Source organism: Mesobacillus sp. MER 48, assembly GCF_023714225.1.
GTDB lineage: Bacteria > Bacillota > Bacilli > Bacillales > Cytobacillaceae > Mesobacillus > Mesobacillus oceanisediminis_A.
The window spans coordinates 69,554-88,084 of the sequence record NZ_JAMAUR010000009.1; the positions used below are offsets into that span (position 1 = coordinate 69,554).

The window sequence follows — 18,531 nt, forward strand, 5'->3', positions numbered from 1 at the left end:
GAATGCAGGAAATTTCTGCATCCGTTGATAAATATCATAGTGCCGGATAGTGTTTATGGTAAAATACAAGTTTGTAAACTGATTTTATTTTATAGATTGAAAAGTAGGGATTATATGTCATCTAAGCTATTACGAGGGACGTTCATACTGACAATTGGCACGATTTTATCCAAAGTACTGGGATTGTTTTATGTTATTCCCTTTTTTGCGATCGTAGGAGATTATGGGACCGCCCTATATTCGTTCTCTTACATTCCATATACAATTTTCATAAGCATCGCCACAGCCGGTGTGCCGCTGGCTGTTTCAAAGTTCATAGCAAAATATAATGCTCTTGAGGAGTATGCCGTCGGCAGGAAGTTATTCAAATCAGGAGTCGCTGTCATGCTTGCGACAGGCATTTTGTCGTTCCTGATCATGTATGTAACGGCTCCGGGTCTGGCTGATATAGTCATGAACACTAGTGGGGAAGAAAATGCGAAAATAACGGCTGAAGATGTGACAACGGTGATACGGGCAGTCAGTTTCGCGCTGATCGTTGTTCCATTCATGAGCTTGATCCGCGGTTTCTTCCAGGGACATCAATCGATGGGACCATCAGCCGTATCGCAAGTGGTAGAGCAAATTGTAAGGATTGTTTTCGTCCTTGCAGGTGCATTTTTTGTTCTGAACGTAATTGAAGGTGATATGGTTACCGCGGTCAGCGTAGCTACGTTTGCTGCGTTCATAGGTGCACTCGGCAGTCTTGGGGTGCTTGGCTGGTATTGGGTCAAAAGAAAACCGCATTTGGATAAATTGCTGGAAGAAGATAAAAAGACGATGGATATTTCCTTGAAGGACATTTATAAGGAAATCCTTCTTTATGCAGCGCCATTTGTATTTGTCGGGATTGCCAATCCTTTGTTCCAGTTTATTGATATGATGACCTTCAACAGAGCGATGATGGCAATTGGGAATAGCCAGAATGAAGCGAATACGGCGTTTTCAGTGCTGAATTTCCAATCCCATAAGCTAGTGATCATTCCAGTTTCTCTGGCTACGGCTTTTTCATTGACGCTGGTGCCAAGCATCACGAAAGCTTTTACGGAGAACGACCGTAAGGGAATGAGGAGGCAGCTTGACCAAACGTTCCAGGTCCTGATGTATCTGACTGTGCCTGCTGCAGTTGGAATTGCCCTTCTGGCGGAACCAATGTATACCGTCTTCTATGCACATAATGATCTTGGAACAGAAGTACTGGCCACATACGCCCCAGTTGCCATCCTGTTTGCGCTATTTTCCGTAACAGCGGCAATCCTGCAGGGAATCAATGAACAGCGTTTTACGATTTTAAGCCTGTTGACGGGTTTGCTGGTAAAATTGAGCCTTAACATGCCGTTGATCAAGCTGTATGAAACACAGGGGGCAGTGATCTCTACTGCGATAGGTTACATTGTTGCAATCATCATCAATATGGTGGTGATCAAAAAGTTCGCAAGGTATCCAATGGGATTTGTAACGAGAAGGATTATCCTGATCCTTGTGTTCTCAGGGTTAATGGCAGGCGTAACGGCTGCCTTCTATGGAGTGCTTGTCCAGTTCCTGTCACCGGCAGGAAAGTTCGAATCCATTATGATCATTGTTATTTCTGCTGTTGTAGGTGCGGGTGTGTATTTTTATCTTGGTTTCCGGACCAAACTGGTGGACAAGCTCTTTGGGGATCGGGTCACAAAAATCAAGCGCAAATTAAGGCTGCCGGTTTAATAAAGAATGGCCTTCGTTTATGAAGGCCATTTTTAATGCATCCTAATAGTAAAACTGCTGGTCATTGTCGCGGATGTTCAGACGGCGCTCAATCCTGTCGACCCTGCGGTCCAGCCGGTCGATCTGATTGTTCAATCTTTGGATTTGCCTTTCGAGCTGGTTGAGCCTCTGATTAAATTGGCCTCCGCCGCCAGGATATCCGCCACCAGGATATCCACCTCCTGGATAGCCTCCGCCTGGCACTCCGGGAAGGGGAATGTACAAGCCTTGCCCTTGCTGTCGGTAATTCATTAAGGTCATCTCCTCGTAATCTGATGTAAATTATGATATTAGTCTATGTATGGCAAAAGGAAATGGAATGGGCTTATGCCCATGTGAATTAGAGGGGGTATACCATGAGAATAGATAAAGTGCTTTCCAACCTTGGATATGGGAGCAGGAAAGATGTGAAAAAACTTTTAAAAGATGGTGCTGTTAAAGTGAATGGCGAAGCCATCAAGGATGCTAAACAGCATGTTGACCCTGAAAAAGACTTCATCACTTTGAATGGAGAGGAAATTCATTATCGAGAGTTTATTTATTTGATGATGAACAAGCCGCCTGGTGTCATCTCTGCAACTGAAGACAACCATGATGAGACGGTCATCGACCTGCTTGAGATGGAGGATTTGGTCTTTGAGCCTTTTCCGGTCGGAAGGCTTGATAAGGATACGGAAGGCCTGCTATTGATCACGAATGACGGACAGTTGTCCCACAGGCTGCTATCGCCTAAAAAGCATGTTCCGAAAACGTATTTTGCAGTGATCGAGGGGGAAGTAACAGAAGCGGACATTGAAGCATTTAAACAGGGTGTCACCCTTGATGACGGCTATGAGACAAAACCTGGGGAGCTTGTCATCTTAAAATCCGGTTTGACTTCCGATATCGAACTGACTATTACAGAAGGGAAGTTCCATCAGGTGAAGAGGATGTTCCAGGCAGTGGGGAAAAGGGTTGTATACCTGAAGAGATTGTCGATGGGCCCGCTTGAGCTTGATGAAACACTCGAACTTGGAGAGTACAGGGAGCTTACCGACGAAGAAGTCGAAATGCTGCAAAACTATGAAGTATAAAAAATCGCCGAGGGTGCTCCCCCGGCGATTTTTTTCTTATTTTTAATTGTTTAGTGCCATACGTTTCTATTTTTCTGCTATGACGACATCTTTACTTTTTTCCGGGTCGTTGTCCATTTACCTCGGCTCGGACTTTTCACTAAGTCGTTATAAGCCAGGACATTCAAATCCCTCTGGATGGTTCGAGGAGTAATTCCGAATTCCTCTACAAGATCTTGAGTTGTGACAGTTCCATTCTGACATATATACATGTAGATGGATTTGATGCGGTTTATCATCCGGTTAGTCGAAGGTTTCAAACAACCACTCCCTATCCTTTTTTAAACCCCTTTGTCATTTTCCTGCAACCGACTTTGATTGAAGACGAATCCTCAAGTATGTAGTTTTCTTCTTTCCAGACAGCTCCTTTTGCGTCCATTTTAAAAAGGAAGTCATAAGATGTCCTACCTTTTGGACTATTTTACACTTAAATAATACAAAATTCCAGATTATTCACTGTTTTTTATGAAAATTTAACAATTAGTTATTTATCTGCCTCCCTCTATATGGTTTATATACTTAACGATATGGTTTTAAACAGGCTAAATATGACAGTTGTTAGAAAATTTGAAAAGTTTATTGAGGTTGAAAGTTTACGAATAGCGAATGGAAGGAGTAAAATAAAATTCAAGTTTTCAAGTGGGGATTTGCGGTACAATAAGAACATCTTCCCGCTTAGGTGAATCCTTTCAGGGGAAAGAAAGATATACATATAACTCTCATTTGGAGGTTTTTGACCATGACTTCGATCAACTGGACGAAGGAAGTAGAGAAAAGAGAAGCGGATTTGATCAAAGATGCTCAGGACCTGTTGAAAATCAAGAGTGTTCTTGATGAAGAGAACAGCACTCCAGACGCGCCGCTTGGTGAAGGTGTAAAAGAAGCATTGGATTTCATGCTTCAATTGGGTGAAAAGGATGGCTTTACCGCCAAAAATGTTGGCAATCTTGCCGGCCATCTCGAATTCGGGCAGGGAGATGATATTGTGGGTGTTCTCTGTCATGTCGATGTCGTGCCAGAAGGGGATGGATGGTCCAGCGACCCTTATGGCGCTGAAATTCGTGATGGGAAAATCTATGCCCGCGGCGCAATCGATGACAAAGGTCCAACCATGGCAGCATATTATGCTATGAAAATCGTCAAAGAATTGGGCTTGCCCCTTAATAAGCGTGTAAGAATGATCATTGGCACAGATGAGGAAAGCGACTGGCGTTGTGTCGACCACTATTTTGAGCATGAAGAAATGCCTTCGATGGGATTCGCTCCGGATGCTGATTTTCCGATCATCTATGCTGAAAAAGGAATCGCTGATTATGATTTAGTGTGCAAGGCCGCTGGTATAGAAAAAGAAGGCTTTGATGCCGAAGTAATCGAATTTTCATCCGGACGCCGATATAATATGGTGCCTGATTTTGCAAAAGCTGTGCTGGCTGTTCAGCAGGGCCAGACAGATATTGTCCAGCGCTTTGACGAATTTAAGCGAAAAAATGAAATGGATGGCAAGGTGACCGTCGAGAGCGGCAGGCTAGTCCTTGAGCTGGAAGGAGTTTCAGCCCATGGCATGGAGCCTGACAACGGAAAAAATGCAGGACTTTTCATGTCTGCCTTCCTTTCGGAATTGAGTCTTGATGGAGACAGTGAAAAATTCTTTCAGTTTGCCGCTAAATACCTGGGCAAGGATTCACGAGGCAGGGAATTGGGTGTGGCATTTTCCGATGATATCACCGGAGACTTGACGATCAATGTCGGCAAACTTTCATATACCCGCGAGACCGGGGGCCGTGCCGGATTGAATATGCGTTATCCGGTTACGACGAATCTGGAAAAAACGAAAGAAATCCTGCATCAGCTTTTGGAGGCTGAAGGATTGGCCATCGAGAATTTCTCGAATTCCAATCCGCATCATGTCGATGAAAATGATTTCCTGATCCAGACGTTAAAAAAGGTTTACGAAGAGCAGGTTGGTGAAAAGGCTGAGCTGATCTCGATTGGCGGGGGAACTTATGCAAGGTCACTGAAATCCGGCGTTGCATTTGGCCCGCTGTTCCCTGGCAGACCTGATATCGCACACCAGAAGGATGAGTATATGATCATTGAGGACCTTTTGCGAGCAACGGCGATCTACGCGCAGGCTATTTATGAATTGGCAAAATAATAGTTTTTTTAAAAATCAAGGAGGGGAAATCGAATGGAATATGTAATTGTAGACGATAAGGTGCTGGACAGGACCGAAGCCAAGGTGGATATTGAGGATAGAGGCTATCAGTTTGGTGATGGCGTATACGAGGTCATTCGTGTATACAACGGGAAGATGTTCACCGGGATTGAGCATTTGAACCGGCTTGCAGAGAGTGCCGAAAAAATCAGGATGAAGCTCCCGTACAGCCCTGAAGAACTTTTAGCAAGAATGGAAGAGCTAATTTCGAAAAACGAAGTGGAAACCGGAACCGTGTACATGCAATTCACAAGGGGAACTTCACCCCGAAATCATGTTTTTCCAGGCGAAGAAGTGGCGACAACCTTTGTTGCATATACGCGCAAGGTACCGCGCCCTGTGGATCCGATGGAGAAAGGTGTACGTGCTATCCTTGACGAAGATATCCGCTGGCTTCGCTGTGACATCAAAAGCCTGAACTTGCTAGGTAATTTGCTTTCGAAACAAAAAGCGGCAGAAGCAGGCTGTTTCGAGGCTATTCTCCATCGCGGAGAAACTGTTACGGAGGGCAGCCATTCCAATATCTCGATTGTTAAAGATGGTGTGGTCATCACCCACCAGGCTGACAACCATATTCTGAATGGCATTTCACGGCAAAAGGTGTTGGAAATCTGCAGGAATGAAGGCATTCCTTTTGAGGAGCGAGCATATACGCTTGAGGAATTATCTTCAGCCGATGAAGTCTTCTCATCTGGTACAACCGTCGAAGTTATGCCAGTTGTCGAGGTGGCCGGTAAACCTGTCGGAAACGGGCAGCCTGGTTCAGTCACGAGGAAGCTTCAAACCCTTTTTAAAGCAGAAATCGAACGCCAATGCGGAAATATCTGATCATGAACCTGCGGCTTAAAAGCTGCAGGTTTTTTTAATGCGGTAAGATTCATTTCAGTTCAGAACCCCTTTTGCCATTATCGCTTGCTTTGTTTTTTCTTGGCAGGAATGGGTATCATAAAAATATTTAAAACACCAGGACTGCTTTTGTTCATTCAGACAATGTACAGCAGGAAAACCGAACAGGGGGAACAGATATGAAATTCACACCTGAACAGCATATCGAACTGCATGGATTTAATAATCTCACAAAATCATTAAGTTTTAATATGTATGACATCTGTTATACGAGGACGAAGGAAGAACGTGAAGCTTATATTGAATATATTGATGAACAGTATAGTGCAGAACGGCTTACCAAAATCCTTACTCATGTTGCGGATATCATTGGAGCACATGTCCTTAATGTGGCCAAGCAGGACTACGTGCCCCAGGGAGCCAGCGTGACCATCCTTGTATCCGAAGGGCCGGTCGTCGAGGTGCCGGATGAAGCGTATGATGAATCGCCCGGGCCGCTTCCGGACAATGTAGTTTTACAGCTTGATAAAAGCCATATCACGGTCCATACGTACCCGGAGTTCCACCCGGATGAAGGAATCAGTACATTCCGCGCCGATATCGATGTCTCCACCTGCGGAGAAATCACACCGCTGAAAGCCCTGAATTATCTTATCCATTCCTTCGAAACCGATGTGATGACGATTGATTATAGGGTAAGAGGCTTTACAAGGGATAAAGAAGGGAACAAGCTGTTCATCGACCACGACATAAGCTCGATTCAAAACTACATTCCGGAAAATGTGAAAGATCAATTTGATATGGTCGATATCAATGTCTACCAGGAAAACATTTTCCATACCAAATGCAAGCTAAGAGAATTTGATTTAGATAATTATCTTTTCGGCTATACGAAAGAATCTTTGTCCCCCGAGGAACGGGAAGAAATCACCGAAAGGATCCAAGCTGAAATGGAAGAAATCGTGTCCGGAGTGACACTCCATTCGGGGACGATTTTTGAAGACGAAGACGAAGACGAAGAGATGGACAAATAGCACTAAGAAGACATGTGCTGATAAATCATTAAGACTGCAGACGAACTATTGTTTGTCTGCAGTTTTTCATTTTGTCGGTACAAGAGAGACCCCAAAGCCGGAAAGGTACCCTTATGGTAGAGGAACTGGATGCATAAGGGTAAGATAAAGCCGGAAAGGAACCCTTATGCCAGAGAAACCGGATGCATAAGGGCAAGATAAAGCCCGGGAGATACCCTTATGCCAGAGAAACCGGATGCATAAGGGCAAGATAAAGCCCGGGAGATACCCTTATGCCAGAGAAACCGGATGCATAAGGGTAAGATAAAGCCCGGGAGATACCCTTATGCCAGAGAAATCTGATGCATAAGGGTAAGAAAAAGCCCGGGAGATACCCTTATGCCAGAGGAACCGGAAGCATAAGGGTAAGAAAAAGCCCGGGAGATACCCTTATGCCAGAGAAACCGGATGCATAAGGGCAAGATAAAGCCCGAGAGATACCCTTATGCCAGAGGAACCGGATGCATAAGGGCAAGATAAAGCCCGGGAGATACCCTTATGCCAGAGGAACCGGAAGCATAAGGGTAAGAAAAAGCCGGAAAGGTACCCTTATGCCTGAGGAACCGGAAGCATAAGGGTAAGAAAAAGCCCGGGAGATACCCTTATGCAGGAGAAACCGAACACATAAGGGTACTAAAACACCAAGAAGGTATGAATCTCCTATAAAAAAACTCGCCATCTCATGGCGAGTCCTCTATAGATTACTCATCGAACCGGAATAAATCGCTTGAAAGATATCTTTCCCCGGTATCGCATGCAATGCAGATGACGACTTCATCTGGCTTAAGCTGTTTTGCGACATTGATGGCTGCGAAGCATGCGGCGCCTGATGATGGGCCGACTAGGATTCCTTCCTCCCTGGCGAGCCTTCTTGCGGTTTCGTAGGCGTCCTCATCTTCGATTTTATGGATCTTTTCGTAAACATCCTGATTAAGGATCTCGGGAATGAATCCGGGGCTTGTGCCAACCAGTTTATGCTTCCCTGGCTTGCCGCCTGACAGGACAGGGGACCCTGCTGGTTCGACAACGTGCACTGCCACGTCTGGGTATTCTTCTTTTAATGCCTCACCCGTTCCGGTGATTGTGCCTCCTGTTCCAGCTGTAGCCACGAACGCGCTGAGCGGTTTTTTTAGTTCCTTCATCGCTTCGATGATTTCCTTTGCCGTTGACATCCGGTGGGCATCAGGATTAGCTTCATTTTCGAACTGCATTGGCATATAGCTGTCTGGTATTTCCTTCAATAACTCTTCTGCTTTTTTGATTGCACCTGGCATTTTTTCATCTCCAGGTGTGAGTACGACTTCTGCGCCGTAAGCTTTTAACAGGTTGATTCTCTCCATTGTCATTGTATCGGGCATGACGAGGATTGCTTTGTAGCCTCTTGCCGCAGCATTCATCGCCAGTCCGATTCCGGTGTTGCCGCTTGTTGGCTCGATGATGGTTGAGCCCGGCTTAAGCTTCCCTTCGTTTTCTGCTGTAACGATCATGTTAAAGGCAGCTCTGTCTTTTACACTTTTGCTCGGATTGAAGTATTCAAGCTTCAGATAAACTGATGCTCCGCTCTCAGGTGCCAGGCGGTTTAATTTTAACAGCGGTGTTTCACCGATTAATGCTGCAATATTATTAACGACTCTCATAAGATAGCCTCCTTGAATGTACTCGATTGCTTTAGTATTCCATCTAAGTGAATAATTGATTATCAGCAACTGAAAAATAATGTTAACTTCTCTTTATCATATAAAAAAAGACTATTCCTATCAACTTGTAGGGATTATAAATGTTCATAAGGAATTTCTGCCAATATTACATGCCATTTGCTACAATAAATTCAAGTGGACGAGAAAGGGTGTATTTCATTAATGGGACAGCATGCTCATTTTTTCTATGCTCTTGAACTTCCTGGGGAAGTCAAAGAAGTATTCAAGAGCAAAATCGAACACCTGCAGGAAGAATTACCATTCAAAACCTGGGTCCATCCTCAGGATCTACATATCACACTGGCGTTTCTTGGGAATGCTCCTGATGACAAAATGAAAGCTGCCAGTGAACGAATTGAAGCAGCTATAAAGTTGAAGACCCCATTTGAGATGAAAATCGATCACCTTGGCTTTTTTGGCCGCAGAGACGCACCACGGATTTTCTGGGCTGGGCTCGAAGAATCACAGGAGTTGAGGGGAGTAAGGCAGGATGTATTCTCAGCTTGCCTGGATTCAGGGTTCACCCTTGAAAAGCGTCCCTTCAGTCCTCATATTACCATCGCCAGGAAATGGATGGGGGAAACTCCTTTTTCCTCTGGAACACTTGAGGCAGTGAACACATTTAAAAACGAACAAATTTCTTTTCAGGCCGGAAGGGTCGTTTTGTACAAGACCCATCTGGGGAAAAGTCCTAAATATGAACCAATCAAACAATTCCCGCTTGCTCCCGGTAAATAAAGCCACTGGGATACAGGTACGAAGGCAGGTCAATCTATGGCACAATTAATCAAACTACAAGACTATGTATCACGCTATGCCCAGGATATTTATCTTTATCCTTCGAGATATGTCCGGCTGAAGAAAAAGCAATGGGAGGGATTGAAGGAGAAATGGGAGAACGGACATGGCCAGCCATATAAAGATTTAAAGAACGAATCATCACCAGAACTGCCTGATTCTATCCTTGATAAAATCAAGAGCAGGATCCGCCAGCCCGGAACAGTAAAGGATGAGGAAATTGTTCCTGAAAGCCCGGGACAAAGTGATGACCACGACATTCTTATGGATGCCGATGCATTATCTTCTATCAGCAGCATTAAAACAGAAGATGAATTGAAGCAGCATTTCCTCGATAATTTGCTGCCGTTCCAGCTTAAGTGGGCAAGTTCCACATTGATAGAAAGATCCTTTATCGCAAAAGAATTCACCCATGACCGGACCCTGAAGTTTTTGCTTCAGCGTTTTCCGGATACCTTCCTCATTTTATATAAACCTATCTTTTTACTGAAAAAAGCGCCGGTTGAAGCAGAATTGGTATTGGTCACTCCTTCTGCAGCTATTTGTATTTCATTTGTTGAAGCAGAAGAGGATGCTGCTTTTGTCGGCTCGAAGGACCGATTCTGGATAAAAAAGACAAAAAATAAGGAAACGAAAATCCTCAATCCGCTGATTGCCTTGAACAGAACAGAGAAAATCGTCAAATCTCTTTTTGATATGTACGGGGTGGATCTGCCTGTGCAAAAATTGCTGTTGAGCCGAAACGGCTACTTTGACTATCCTTTGCCGCCATATGGGGTGCAGTTCATCGATAAACGAAATTTCGAGGAATGGTTCTTGGCCCAGAGAGGAATGAAATCTCCATTAAAGCATATGCAATTAAAAGCGGCACAGGTACTGCTCCAATTTTGCCAGACAACATCGGTCAGGAGACTTGAATGGGAAAACCGCCCTGGGGAAGAAAAGTAAGAGATTTGGCAAGTTAAGAACCTAATAAATAGATAAAGGTTTGGTCATATGGAGAAAACCTATTTCATCGTCAATCCGAATGCGAAAAATGGGAGCTGCAGGGAGATTTGGAGAAGGCTAGAGGCAGAGCTCGAAACCATGGATATCCCGTACCTTGCCTTTTTTACCGAACGAGCGGGACATGCGGAAGAGCTCGCCGGGTCAATCGCGCGCAAGTTAAGCGGCAGGCAGGCAACAATCACGGCAGTTGGGGGAGACGGTACGCTGCATGAAGTGGTGAATGGCACGGCAACGTATCCTAATATTAATATTGGTTTCATTCCCGGCGGGTCCGGTAATGATTTTTCAAGGGGATTTTCCATTCCGCGAAAAGCATCCGAAGCATTGCGTTTGGTGATTGACCAGAGCAATTCCCGGACTTTTGAAATCGACCTCGGAAAAATCCAGCACAAGGAATTACATGAAACCTATTTCATGAATAATATGGGGGTAGGCTTTGATGCCGCGGTCGCAAAAGAATCCAATGAATCAAGGATGAAACTGCTGCTGAACCGTGTTTCGCTGGGCAGGCTTGTCTATGTTTATATTCTTGCAAAAAAACTGCTCACTTTCCGAACCCTCCCTCTTTATATAACGATTGACGGGAGAGGGTTTCATTTTGATAATGCGTGGTTTGTGACCGTTTCGAACCAGCCATACTACGGAGGGGGCATGAAGATCGCTCCGGAGGCTCTGCCGGATGATGCGATTCTCGATGTTACCGTTGTTCACAGGATCTCCAGATGGAAGCTGCTGCTGGTTTTCGCCAGTGTCTTCTGGGGAAAGCACACAAAGTTCAAGGAAGTTGAGCAATATACCGGCAAGTCCATTACCATCGAATCACCAGAGGCAGTGTTGGCCCATGCCGATGGTGAAGCAATTGGGCATACACCTTTGAAAATCCATGTATGTCCAAAAGCAGCAAGGATTTTGACAGAAAAAAACCATCCAGGGCATACCGAGGAGTTGAAAATAAATGATTGCCGTTGAAAGGGAGTTTTACGCCTATCTTGATCAAGTAGATCTCATTACAGTTTTGCTGCCTTATTCTTATTTTGATGGTGACTCCAAAGAGTTCCGGCTCAAAGGAGAGGGCGTTGATTTGCCTTTGGCAATCCAGGAAAAGGTATACCTTGAGGAGACAGTGAAATATATTTGTTTGGCCAGTGTCAGGCCGGAAATCGGTAAACCATATAAAGTATCAGATGATCATGGCGGCGAAACCGATCTGCAAATCGGTGCAGTCATCCGTACGGAGGAATTTGACAGGTTATTTTTTTACGAGGGAAATGATCTTGGGGTCAGCTATACACCTGAAAAAAGCACTTTCAAGCTATGGGCTCCTACCGCCGGGAAAATCAGGCTAAAGCTGTTTCGGGATGATCGGCAAAACCCTGAATTCATTAATATGAAAAGATCTGGGAAAGGTGTATGGAGCATTACGGTTGAAAGGAATCTGGAGCTTTATCGCTATTCGTTCCTGGTGTGTATCAATCTTGAATGGAGAGAGGCGGTTGATCCGTATGCAATCGCTTTAACAGTTAATGGTGAATATGGAGTTGTGGTCGACCCAACCAAAGCAAGCCATGTACAGGACGGTTTTACTCCATTGAGAAATCCAGTGGATGCGATTATCTATGAAGCCCATATCAGGGATCTGACCATGCATCCGAACAGTGGGGCTTCCAGGAAGGGGACCTACCTGGGCGCTGCAGAAATGGACACCATGACTCCGTTGGGGGAGAGTACCGGCCTTGCATATATACGCCAGCTCGGTGTCACCCATATCGAGCTTCTTCCATTCCATGATTTCGAAGGGGTAGATGAACTGGACACTTTCGGTTCCTATAACTGGGGGTATAATCCAGTCCATTATAATGTACCAGATGGCAGCTATGCGACGGATCCGGAAGATCCCTACAGCCGGATAACCGAACTTAAGCAGCTGATTTCTGCGATACACAAAATGGATCTGGGTGTCATCATGGACGTGGTTTATAATCATGTCTACATCCGGGAAGATTCCCCTTTTGAAAAAATAGTCCCGGGTTATTTTTTCCGTCATGATGAACATGGTCTTCCCTCGAATGGAACGGGAGTGGGGAACGATATCGCCTCTGAAAGACTGATGGTGAGGAAATACATCGTTGATTCAGTCCTGTTCTGGCTGAATGAGTACCAGGTTGACGGCTTCCGTTTCGACTTGATGGGAATCCTTGACGTTGAGACGATGACGGCCGTCAGGAAGGCCGTGGATGGTGTAAAACCCCATATGCTGATTATTGGGGAAGGCTGGGATCTCAATACCCCGCTGCCGGGTGACCGGAAAGCAAATATTGCCAACCAGGGGAAGCTTCCGGGGATTGGCCAGTTCAATGACTGGTTCCGAGATTCTATTAAGGGCAGTACCTTTAATATTTATGACAAAGGATATGCACTGGGAAATGAGCGGTATCTGGAAGCAGCTAAACAGGTTATGGCAGGAAGCGTTGGAATCGGCAAGCGGAAAAGCGGCCTGTTCCTCCAGCCTGGCCAGTCGGTGAATTACATTGAGTCACATGATAACCATACCTTGTGGGATAAGCTGAAAATATGCACTCCCGATGTGGAGGATGCTATTTTGAAAAAGCAGCACAGACTGGCAACATCGATGGTCTTGCTGGCACAGGGCATCCCGTTTTTACACAGCGGCCAGGAATTTTTCAGGACGAAGAAGGGAGTCGGCAACAGCTATCGATCTCCTAACGACATAAACTGGCTAGATTGGGACCTTCGTGATGAAAACCTGGATAATATCAGCTACATCAAAGGGATCATTGCGATACGAAAAGCGAACGAAGCTTTCAGGCTTGGAGACAGCGAAGAAATCCGCAGGCGAATGGCGTTTTTGCCATTGCAGGCACCGTTGATCGGATATGAACTGCAAGCAGGCGCAGGATGGGAAAAAATCATCGTGCTGATCAATCCTTCAATGGACCAGCAGCTGGCCGAACTTCCGGAAGAGGCGAAATGGAATGTCCTGGTTGACCATGAAAATGCGTCTGCAGAGCCATTTCGCCATATGGAAGGGAATAAGGTCTTGCTGGAGCCATGCTCACTGTTCGTGGCGGCAAAATAGCAGGATCCTTGATTTGATAACTTTTTAACAATATTAATTTAGTGCTGTTGGGGTTGACGTACCGAGCCTCTGGGGATAAAATTTATAAGATAGCTATTGTGTGCATTTTCCTATCAATAGCTGTCTTTTTATTTCCGATAATAAGAACAACGGTGATTTTTGATTTTATAGAATCCATTTCCGGTTTTCAGCACAAGGGAAATAGTGATAAATGAAGGTGACTAACTTTGGAACATTTATTTGGACAGGATTGGGAGATCGTTCCTGCTGGCGGCGCAACCGGTGCTGCCTATTTTGCACAGCATGAAGAACAAAGGCTGTTTTTAAAACGAAATTCATCCCCTTTTCTTGCTGTACTCTCCGCAGAAGGAATCGTACCCAAGCTTGTTTGGACTAAAAGGTTAGAAAACGGAGATGTTATAACGGCGCAGCAGTGGATGAATGGAAGAGAGCTGAAGCCCGGGGATATGAACAATGACCGTGTGGCCAGGCTGTTGAAGAAAATCCATGCGTCAGATCCGCTTCTTGGGATGCTCACAAGGCTGGGAAAGAGTCCGCTGAAGCCCGAGATGTTCCTTCAAGCCTTAAATGAAGATTTGGATGTGGAACTGCGTACGAAGCCTGCAGTAATCGATGCGATGAAGTTCCTGACTGAATATGTCGGCGATGTCGACCACGCTGAAAAAGTGGTTTGCCATTGCGATGTGAATCATAACAACTGGCTGCTTACCGAAGACAACCAGTTGTATTTAATCGATTGGGACGGCGCGATGATCGCTGATCCCGCCATCGATCTGGGGCTTCTCCTCTATTCCTATATACCATTGGAGGAATGGGAAGCGTGGCTGGACAAGTACGGCATCAGCCTGACAGAGAACCTCAGGCTGCGAATGAAATGGTACGCGCTCGCCCAGTCGCTTTCATCGATTCAATGGCACAAGAACCAGAATCGCATTCCAGAGATGGAAAAATGGATTGATTTCTTAAAGGCACTTTTTTAATTTTTCTTAGGAGAATTGACCGATATCATCGACCCATTGGGATAACTGATTCCGATTCGTCTCGATATGCTGTTCCAGGTCGGAAGCATTTACTCCGTTCTGGCTATACTGGTAAACATCCTGGAGGATCGTTTTGATGTTGCCATCCACATTCGTGTTGACCATCAGCGATTTAATCAGACGTTCCAGCTGTTGATACTCTGCAACCGATCCGCAGCAGTCAGTGTGCTGGTTGCTTAATATATCCTTTAATAAATTTACCTGGTCATGGTGGCTTAAAGGCACAATGATCACCCTTTCTTTTAAAAGGAATTCACTTATAGATTGTGGATTCCTTTTTACGTTTATGCAGCCGGGAGAAATTTCACCTTGAAAACCGCTGGGTTGCATGATATTGTTTGAAACGAATGAAAATAGTACAGAGGTGTCAGTATGAGACTAAGAAACAAGCCTTGGGCTAAAGATAAATTGCAGGAATACTCGAATTTAGTGATCCAGGAGCCGGAAAGCCATCGGGGCAATTGGGGAGAGGTTTTTGAAAAGGATCAGCCGCTCCACATCGAAATCGGTACCGGGAAAGGCCAATTCATTACAGGGATGGCCAGAGCCAATCCGGATGTTAACTATATTGGCATTGAATTGCAGGAAAGTGTGATTGTCAGCGCGCTGGACAGGCTGATTGAAGAAGACTTGCCAAACTGCAAGCTGATGAATGTGAACGGAGCAGAACTTGCCAAGTATTTCGAAAGCGGGGACGTCGACCGGGTTTATTTGAATTTCTCTGATCCATGGCCAAAAACGCGTCATGAAAAACGCAGACTGACGTTCAAATCCTTCCTTGAAGTATACGAATCCATCCTTGTGAAGAATGGTGAAATCCACTTCAAGACGGATAATCAGGGTCTGTTCGAGTACTCGCTCGTAAGCTTTTCACATTACGGCATGAAGCTGAATTACGTCAGCCTCGACCTGCACAATAGCGATTACGAAGGCAATATCATGACCGAATACGAAGAAAAATTCTCGTCACGAGGCAGCCGGATTTACCGCTGTGAAGTGCAATTTATTTCTGAATAATGAAGACGATCGAACCGGCGATTTTACATCGACCGGTTTTTTAAATTGAAAAAAAGGCGTATTAAATTTCAGTTCGCCAAATTAATTTTATTTTCGCCAATAAAATTGGAAAGCCGCCAATAAAAATTTATTTTCGCCAATAAAATCTGAAAATCACCGAATAAAAATAGATTATCGCCAATAATATTGTGAACTCCGCCAATTAAAAGAATTCCGTGGAATGAAGCCCCAAAAATGAGCAGCGATTCTATATCAAAATCAAAATAGAAGTTGAATTATTTAAAGATTTAAAATTCCAGTGATACAATCATAAGAAAAAAGGGGGATTGGCAATGGAAAATCTGGAGCTAGGAAATGTTAAGCTAAAGTGGCTGAAGGGCGGGGTGACCCACCTGGATGGCGGAGCGATGTTCGGCGTTGTACCGAAACCGCTTTGGACCAGAAAATATGAAGTGAATGACAAAAATCAAATCGAACTGAGGACAGACCCGATTCTTATTCAGGCAGAGGGAAAGAATTTCCTGGTTGAAAGCGGGATTGGAAATGGGAAACTGAATGAGAAGCAAAAACGGAATTTTGGTGTCCTTGAAGAATCAAGCCTTGATGCGGAACTGGAGCGATTGGGGCTGACTGCCGCTGACATTGACTTTGTTTTGATGACGCATATGCATTTTGATCATGCCTGCGGATTGACGAAAGTGATCGATGGTGAACTGGCATCCGTTTTTCCGAATGCAAAAATCATCACTTCTCAGGTCGAGTGGGATGAAATGCGCAATCCGAATATCCGTTCCAAGAGTACATACTGGAGAGAAAACTGGCAGGGAATCGAGCAGCAGGTAGAGGCTTTTGAAAAAGAATGGTCGTTTGGGCCGCTCAAGATGATTCACACTGGAGGACACAGTGATGGCCATTCAATACTGATCATTGAGGATGGAGATTCAACCGTCGTCCACATGGCTGATATCATGCCGACCCATGCTCATCAAAACCCTCTCTGGGTGATGGCGTACGATGATTATCCGATGGATTCGATTTTTGCCAAGCAGAAGTGGCTGGAATATGGAATAAGCAGGAACGCCTGGTTTACTTTTTACCATGATTCTGTGTACAGGGCCGTCAAATTCGACCAAGATGGGAAGATAACTGAAAGCATTGAAAGAAAAAAATAGACCTGCCGCGGCAGGTCTGGGTTTCTTTTCGTCTAATTTAATGGGTAGGCGTCCAATATGGCACCGGTTGCTGCATCTGCGATAAACTCATATTGCTCAACCCTGCCGTCAACATTGCGTGAGACCCCGCCTTTGTATACCTGGTATTCAATTGGCGGTTTGGAGAAGGCTTCAACCGTCATATTGATCCATGAACCGCTGATGGGTCCGGATTTTTTAAAAGCGGCCTTTGCATCATTCAGTACTTTTTCAGCTGAGACTGTTTCTTTTTGTGAGGCAAGTTCCTTTACTGCATATGCACCAGCAAGGCCGGCGCCAACGCCGAGGACAAAGGCTTTCCAGTTCATAGTCAAGTACCTCCAAGGTTATATATGGAATTTCAAGTTAACTTCATCATAACAAATACCTATGCTGGAGCAAAGGATTAATGACCGTACTATTCATGTGATTGGCAGGAATATGACTGGCAAGCAGAGGAAATGTTCTGTAAAATGGATGGTATACATAATGTTTAGCAAACCTAAACTTTTTTAAAAGGAGCAGTCATATGAACGAGCAAACATTAAGCCTGTTTGAAACTTTGACAGAATTGCCTGGAGCTCCGGGCAATGAGCATCCTGTTCGTAAATTTATGCGCGAGCAGCTTGGACAATATTCTGATGAATTGATCCAGGATAAATTGGGAAGTGTATTTGGCGTGAAAAAGGGAAATCCGGATGGCCCGAAAATCATGGTCGCCGGACATATGGATGAAGTTGGTTTCATGGTAACTTCGATCACGAAAAACGGAATGATCCGATTCCAGACACTTGGTGGCTGGTGGAGCCAGGTGCTTCTTGCACAGCGCGTCCAGATCATTACGAAAAATGGGCCAGTTACTGGTGTAATTGGATCGATCCCTCCTCATCTATTGGATGAGTCGAAGCGCAACAAACCAATGGAAATCAAGAATATGCTGATAGATATCGGTGCAGATGATAAGGAAGATGCGATCAGGATCGGGATTAAACCAGGGCAGCAAATCGTGCCAATCTGTCCGTTCACGCCGATGGCAAACGAAAAGAAGATTCTCGCAAAAGCCTGGGATAACCGCTATGGCTGCGGTCTGGCAATCGAATTGCTAAAAGAAACAAAGGACATCCAATTGCCAAATATGCTTTACTCTGGTGCGACTGTCCAGGAAGAGGTCGGCTTAAGAGGCGCTCAGACGGCTGCCAATATGATCGACCCGGACATCTTCTTTGCGTTAGATGCGAGCCCGGCCAATGATATGTCAGGTGATAAAAATGAATTTGGCCAACTTGGAAAGGGAACATTGCTGAGAATTCTCGACCGTTCGATGGTCACTCACCGAGGTATGAGGGAATTCATCCTCGACATGGCTGAAACCAATGATATTCCTTACCAGTACTTCGTTTCCCAGGGTGGAACTGATGCAGGAAGAGTCCATACTTCCAATCAGGGAATCCCGAGTGCGGTCATTGGCATCTGTTCACGCTATATCCATACAGCAGCGTCCATGATCCATGTCGATGACTATGCGGCAGCGAAGGAATTGCTCGTCAAACTTGTCAAAGCAGCTGATAAAACAACGGTAGAAACCATCAAAAACAATAGTTAATCTACTCAAAATGAGGGGCAGCTGATCACTGC

At 45.0% G+C, this 18,531-nt stretch carries 18 protein-coding genes; 13 read left to right on the forward strand and 5 right to left on the reverse strand.

Features of this window, described 5'->3' with window-relative positions:
• Positions 1-114 precede the first annotated feature (114 nt).
• Positions 115-1,743, forward strand: a complete 1,629-nt coding sequence (locus tag M3593_RS21110) for a putative polysaccharide biosynthesis protein (RefSeq protein ID WP_251544747.1) — start codon at positions 115-117, stop codon at positions 1,741-1,743.
• 42 nt (positions 1,744-1,785) lie between these two features.
• Here M3593_RS21110 and M3593_RS21115 read toward each other — a convergent pair whose 3' ends face one another.
• Positions 1,786-2,034, reverse strand: a complete 249-nt coding sequence (locus M3593_RS21115) for a hypothetical protein (RefSeq protein ID WP_144477176.1) — start codon at positions 2,032-2,034, stop codon at positions 1,786-1,788.
• 104 nt (positions 2,035-2,138) lie between these two features.
• Between M3593_RS21115 and M3593_RS21120 the strand changes: the two genes are divergently transcribed.
• Positions 2,139-2,855, forward strand: coding sequence for a pseudouridine synthase (locus tag M3593_RS21120; RefSeq protein ID WP_144477178.1), 717 nt, complete (start codon positions 2,139-2,141; stop codon positions 2,853-2,855).
• Positions 2,856-2,932: 77 nt separating this feature from the next.
• Here M3593_RS21120 and M3593_RS21125 read toward each other — a convergent pair whose 3' ends face one another.
• Complete coding sequence (locus M3593_RS21125; protein ID WP_079510115.1) at positions 2,933-3,154, reverse strand: DeoR family transcriptional regulator; 222 nt, start codon at positions 3,152-3,154, stop codon at positions 2,933-2,935.
• A gap of 479 nt (positions 3,155-3,633) precedes the next feature.
• On the opposite strand from M3593_RS21125, the gene pepV reads away from it, so the two are divergent.
• The 3 genes from pepV (at position 3,634) to speD (ending at position 6,989) form a co-directional block, all read left to right on the forward strand.
• Entirely contained in the window at positions 3,634-5,049 is a 1,416-nt protein-coding gene (pepV, locus tag M3593_RS21130; RefSeq protein ID WP_251544746.1) for a dipeptidase PepV, read from the forward strand.
• Positions 5,050-5,082: 33 nt separating this feature from the next.
• On the forward strand, positions 5,083-5,937 hold the full coding sequence (gene dat / locus M3593_RS21135) for a D-amino-acid transaminase (RefSeq protein WP_144477184.1): 855 nt from the start codon (positions 5,083-5,085) through the stop codon (positions 5,935-5,937).
• 197 nt (positions 5,938-6,134) lie between these two features.
• Positions 6,135-6,989: an adenosylmethionine decarboxylase gene (gene speD, locus M3593_RS21140; RefSeq protein ID WP_251544745.1), complete on the forward strand. Its 855-nt coding sequence runs from the start codon at positions 6,135-6,137 to the stop codon at positions 6,987-6,989.
• Between the two features lie 740 nt (positions 6,990-7,729).
• On the opposite strand, the gene cysK is transcribed toward speD, so the two are convergent.
• Positions 7,730-8,665 carry a cysteine synthase A gene (gene cysK / locus M3593_RS21145; protein ID WP_144477190.1) on the reverse strand — a complete coding sequence of 312 codons (936 nt, stop codon included), beginning with the start codon at positions 8,663-8,665 and terminating at the stop codon, positions 7,730-7,732.
• 222 nt (positions 8,666-8,887) lie between these two features.
• Here cysK and thpR point away from each other — a divergent pair, with 222 nt between their 5' ends.
• The 5 genes from thpR to M3593_RS21170 all read left to right on the forward strand — a co-directional run bounded on the left by thpR (position 8,888) and on the right by M3593_RS21170 (position 14,629).
• Complete coding sequence (thpR, locus tag M3593_RS21150) at positions 8,888-9,463, forward strand: RNA 2',3'-cyclic phosphodiesterase (RefSeq protein ID WP_251544744.1); 576 nt, start codon at positions 8,888-8,890, stop codon at positions 9,461-9,463.
• A 36-nt stretch (positions 9,464-9,499) separates the two neighbouring features.
• Positions 9,500-10,471 (forward strand): NERD domain-containing protein, encoded by a 972-nt coding sequence (locus M3593_RS21155; RefSeq protein WP_251544743.1) that lies wholly within the window; start codon positions 9,500-9,502, stop codon positions 10,469-10,471.
• 48 nt (positions 10,472-10,519) lie between these two features.
• Positions 10,520-11,500: a diacylglycerol/lipid kinase family protein gene (locus M3593_RS21160; protein ID WP_251544742.1), complete on the forward strand. Its 981-nt coding sequence runs from the start codon at positions 10,520-10,522 to the stop codon at positions 11,498-11,500.
• Positions 11,487-13,628 (forward strand): type I pullulanase, encoded by a 2,142-nt coding sequence (pulA, locus tag M3593_RS21165; protein ID WP_251544741.1) that lies wholly within the window; start codon positions 11,487-11,489, stop codon positions 13,626-13,628. Before M3593_RS21160 ends, pulA begins: the two co-directional genes overlap by 14 nt.
• A 227-nt stretch (positions 13,629-13,855) precedes the next feature.
• Positions 13,856-14,629, forward strand: coding sequence for a phosphotransferase family protein (locus M3593_RS21170; RefSeq protein ID WP_144477204.1), 774 nt, complete (start codon positions 13,856-13,858; stop codon positions 14,627-14,629).
• A gap of 6 nt (positions 14,630-14,635) precedes the next feature.
• Here M3593_RS21170 and M3593_RS21175 read toward each other — a convergent pair whose 3' ends face one another.
• Positions 14,636-14,914 (reverse strand): YtzH-like family protein, encoded by a 279-nt coding sequence (locus M3593_RS21175; protein ID WP_144477207.1) that lies wholly within the window; start codon positions 14,912-14,914, stop codon positions 14,636-14,638.
• 147 nt (positions 14,915-15,061) lie between these two features.
• On the opposite strand from M3593_RS21175, the gene trmB reads away from it, so the two are divergent.
• Together trmB and M3593_RS21185 are read left to right on the forward strand one after the other, a co-directional pair.
• Complete coding sequence (gene trmB / locus M3593_RS21180) at positions 15,062-15,706, forward strand: tRNA (guanosine(46)-N7)-methyltransferase TrmB (RefSeq protein WP_251544740.1); 645 nt, start codon at positions 15,062-15,064, stop codon at positions 15,704-15,706.
• A 332-nt stretch (positions 15,707-16,038) separates the two neighbouring features.
• On the forward strand, positions 16,039-16,878 hold the full coding sequence (locus M3593_RS21185; RefSeq protein ID WP_144477213.1) for a YtnP family quorum-quenching lactonase: 840 nt from the start codon (positions 16,039-16,041) through the stop codon (positions 16,876-16,878).
• A gap of 32 nt (positions 16,879-16,910) precedes the next feature.
• On the opposite strand, the gene M3593_RS21190 is transcribed toward M3593_RS21185, so the two are convergent.
• The gene (locus M3593_RS21190; protein WP_144477216.1) at positions 16,911-17,225 is read right to left on the reverse strand and encodes a PepSY domain-containing protein; all 315 of its coding nucleotides are present in this window, start codon (positions 17,223-17,225) and stop codon (positions 16,911-16,913) included.
• Between the two features lie 200 nt (positions 17,226-17,425).
• Between M3593_RS21190 and M3593_RS21195 the strand changes: the two genes are divergently transcribed.
• Positions 17,426-18,499, forward strand: coding sequence for a M42 family metallopeptidase (locus M3593_RS21195; protein ID WP_251544739.1), 1,074 nt, complete (start codon positions 17,426-17,428; stop codon positions 18,497-18,499).
• Positions 18,500-18,531: the final 32 nt, after the last annotated feature.

What these genes read in the sequence shown, in the direction of transcription:
- M3593_RS21110 (WP_251544747.1), top strand. Translation starts at nt 115, where the DNA reads ATGTCATCTAAGCTATTACGAGGGACGTTCATACTGACAATTGGCACG.
- M3593_RS21115 (WP_144477176.1), bottom strand. Translation starts at nt 2,034, where the DNA reads ATGAATTACCGACAGCAAGGGCAAGGCTTGTACATTCCCCTTCCCGGA.
- M3593_RS21120 (WP_144477178.1), top strand. Translation starts at nt 2,139, where the DNA reads ATGAGAATAGATAAAGTGCTTTCCAACCTTGGATATGGGAGCAGGAAA.
- pepV (WP_251544746.1), top strand. Translation starts at nt 3,634, where the DNA reads ATGACTTCGATCAACTGGACGAAGGAAGTAGAGAAAAGAGAAGCGGAT.
- dat (WP_144477184.1), top strand. Translation starts at nt 5,083, where the DNA reads ATGGAATATGTAATTGTAGACGATAAGGTGCTGGACAGGACCGAAGCC.
- speD (WP_251544745.1), top strand. Translation starts at nt 6,135, where the DNA reads ATGAAATTCACACCTGAACAGCATATCGAACTGCATGGATTTAATAAT.
- cysK (WP_144477190.1), bottom strand. Translation starts at nt 8,665, where the DNA reads ATGAGAGTCGTTAATAATATTGCAGCATTAATCGGTGAAACACCGCTG.
- thpR (WP_251544744.1), top strand. Translation starts at nt 8,888, where the DNA reads ATGGGACAGCATGCTCATTTTTTCTATGCTCTTGAACTTCCTGGGGAA.
- M3593_RS21155 (WP_251544743.1), top strand. Translation starts at nt 9,500, where the DNA reads ATGGCACAATTAATCAAACTACAAGACTATGTATCACGCTATGCCCAG.
- M3593_RS21160 (WP_251544742.1), top strand. Translation starts at nt 10,520, where the DNA reads ATGGAGAAAACCTATTTCATCGTCAATCCGAATGCGAAAAATGGGAGC.
- pulA (WP_251544741.1), top strand. Translation starts at nt 11,487, where the DNA reads ATGATTGCCGTTGAAAGGGAGTTTTACGCCTATCTTGATCAAGTAGAT.
- trmB (WP_251544740.1), top strand. Translation starts at nt 15,062, where the DNA reads ATGAGACTAAGAAACAAGCCTTGGGCTAAAGATAAATTGCAGGAATAC.
- M3593_RS21185 (WP_144477213.1), top strand. Translation starts at nt 16,039, where the DNA reads ATGGAAAATCTGGAGCTAGGAAATGTTAAGCTAAAGTGGCTGAAGGGC.
- M3593_RS21190 (WP_144477216.1), bottom strand. Translation starts at nt 17,225, where the DNA reads ATGAACTGGAAAGCCTTTGTCCTCGGCGTTGGCGCCGGCCTTGCTGGT.
- M3593_RS21195 (WP_251544739.1), top strand. Translation starts at nt 17,426, where the DNA reads ATGAACGAGCAAACATTAAGCCTGTTTGAAACTTTGACAGAATTGCCT.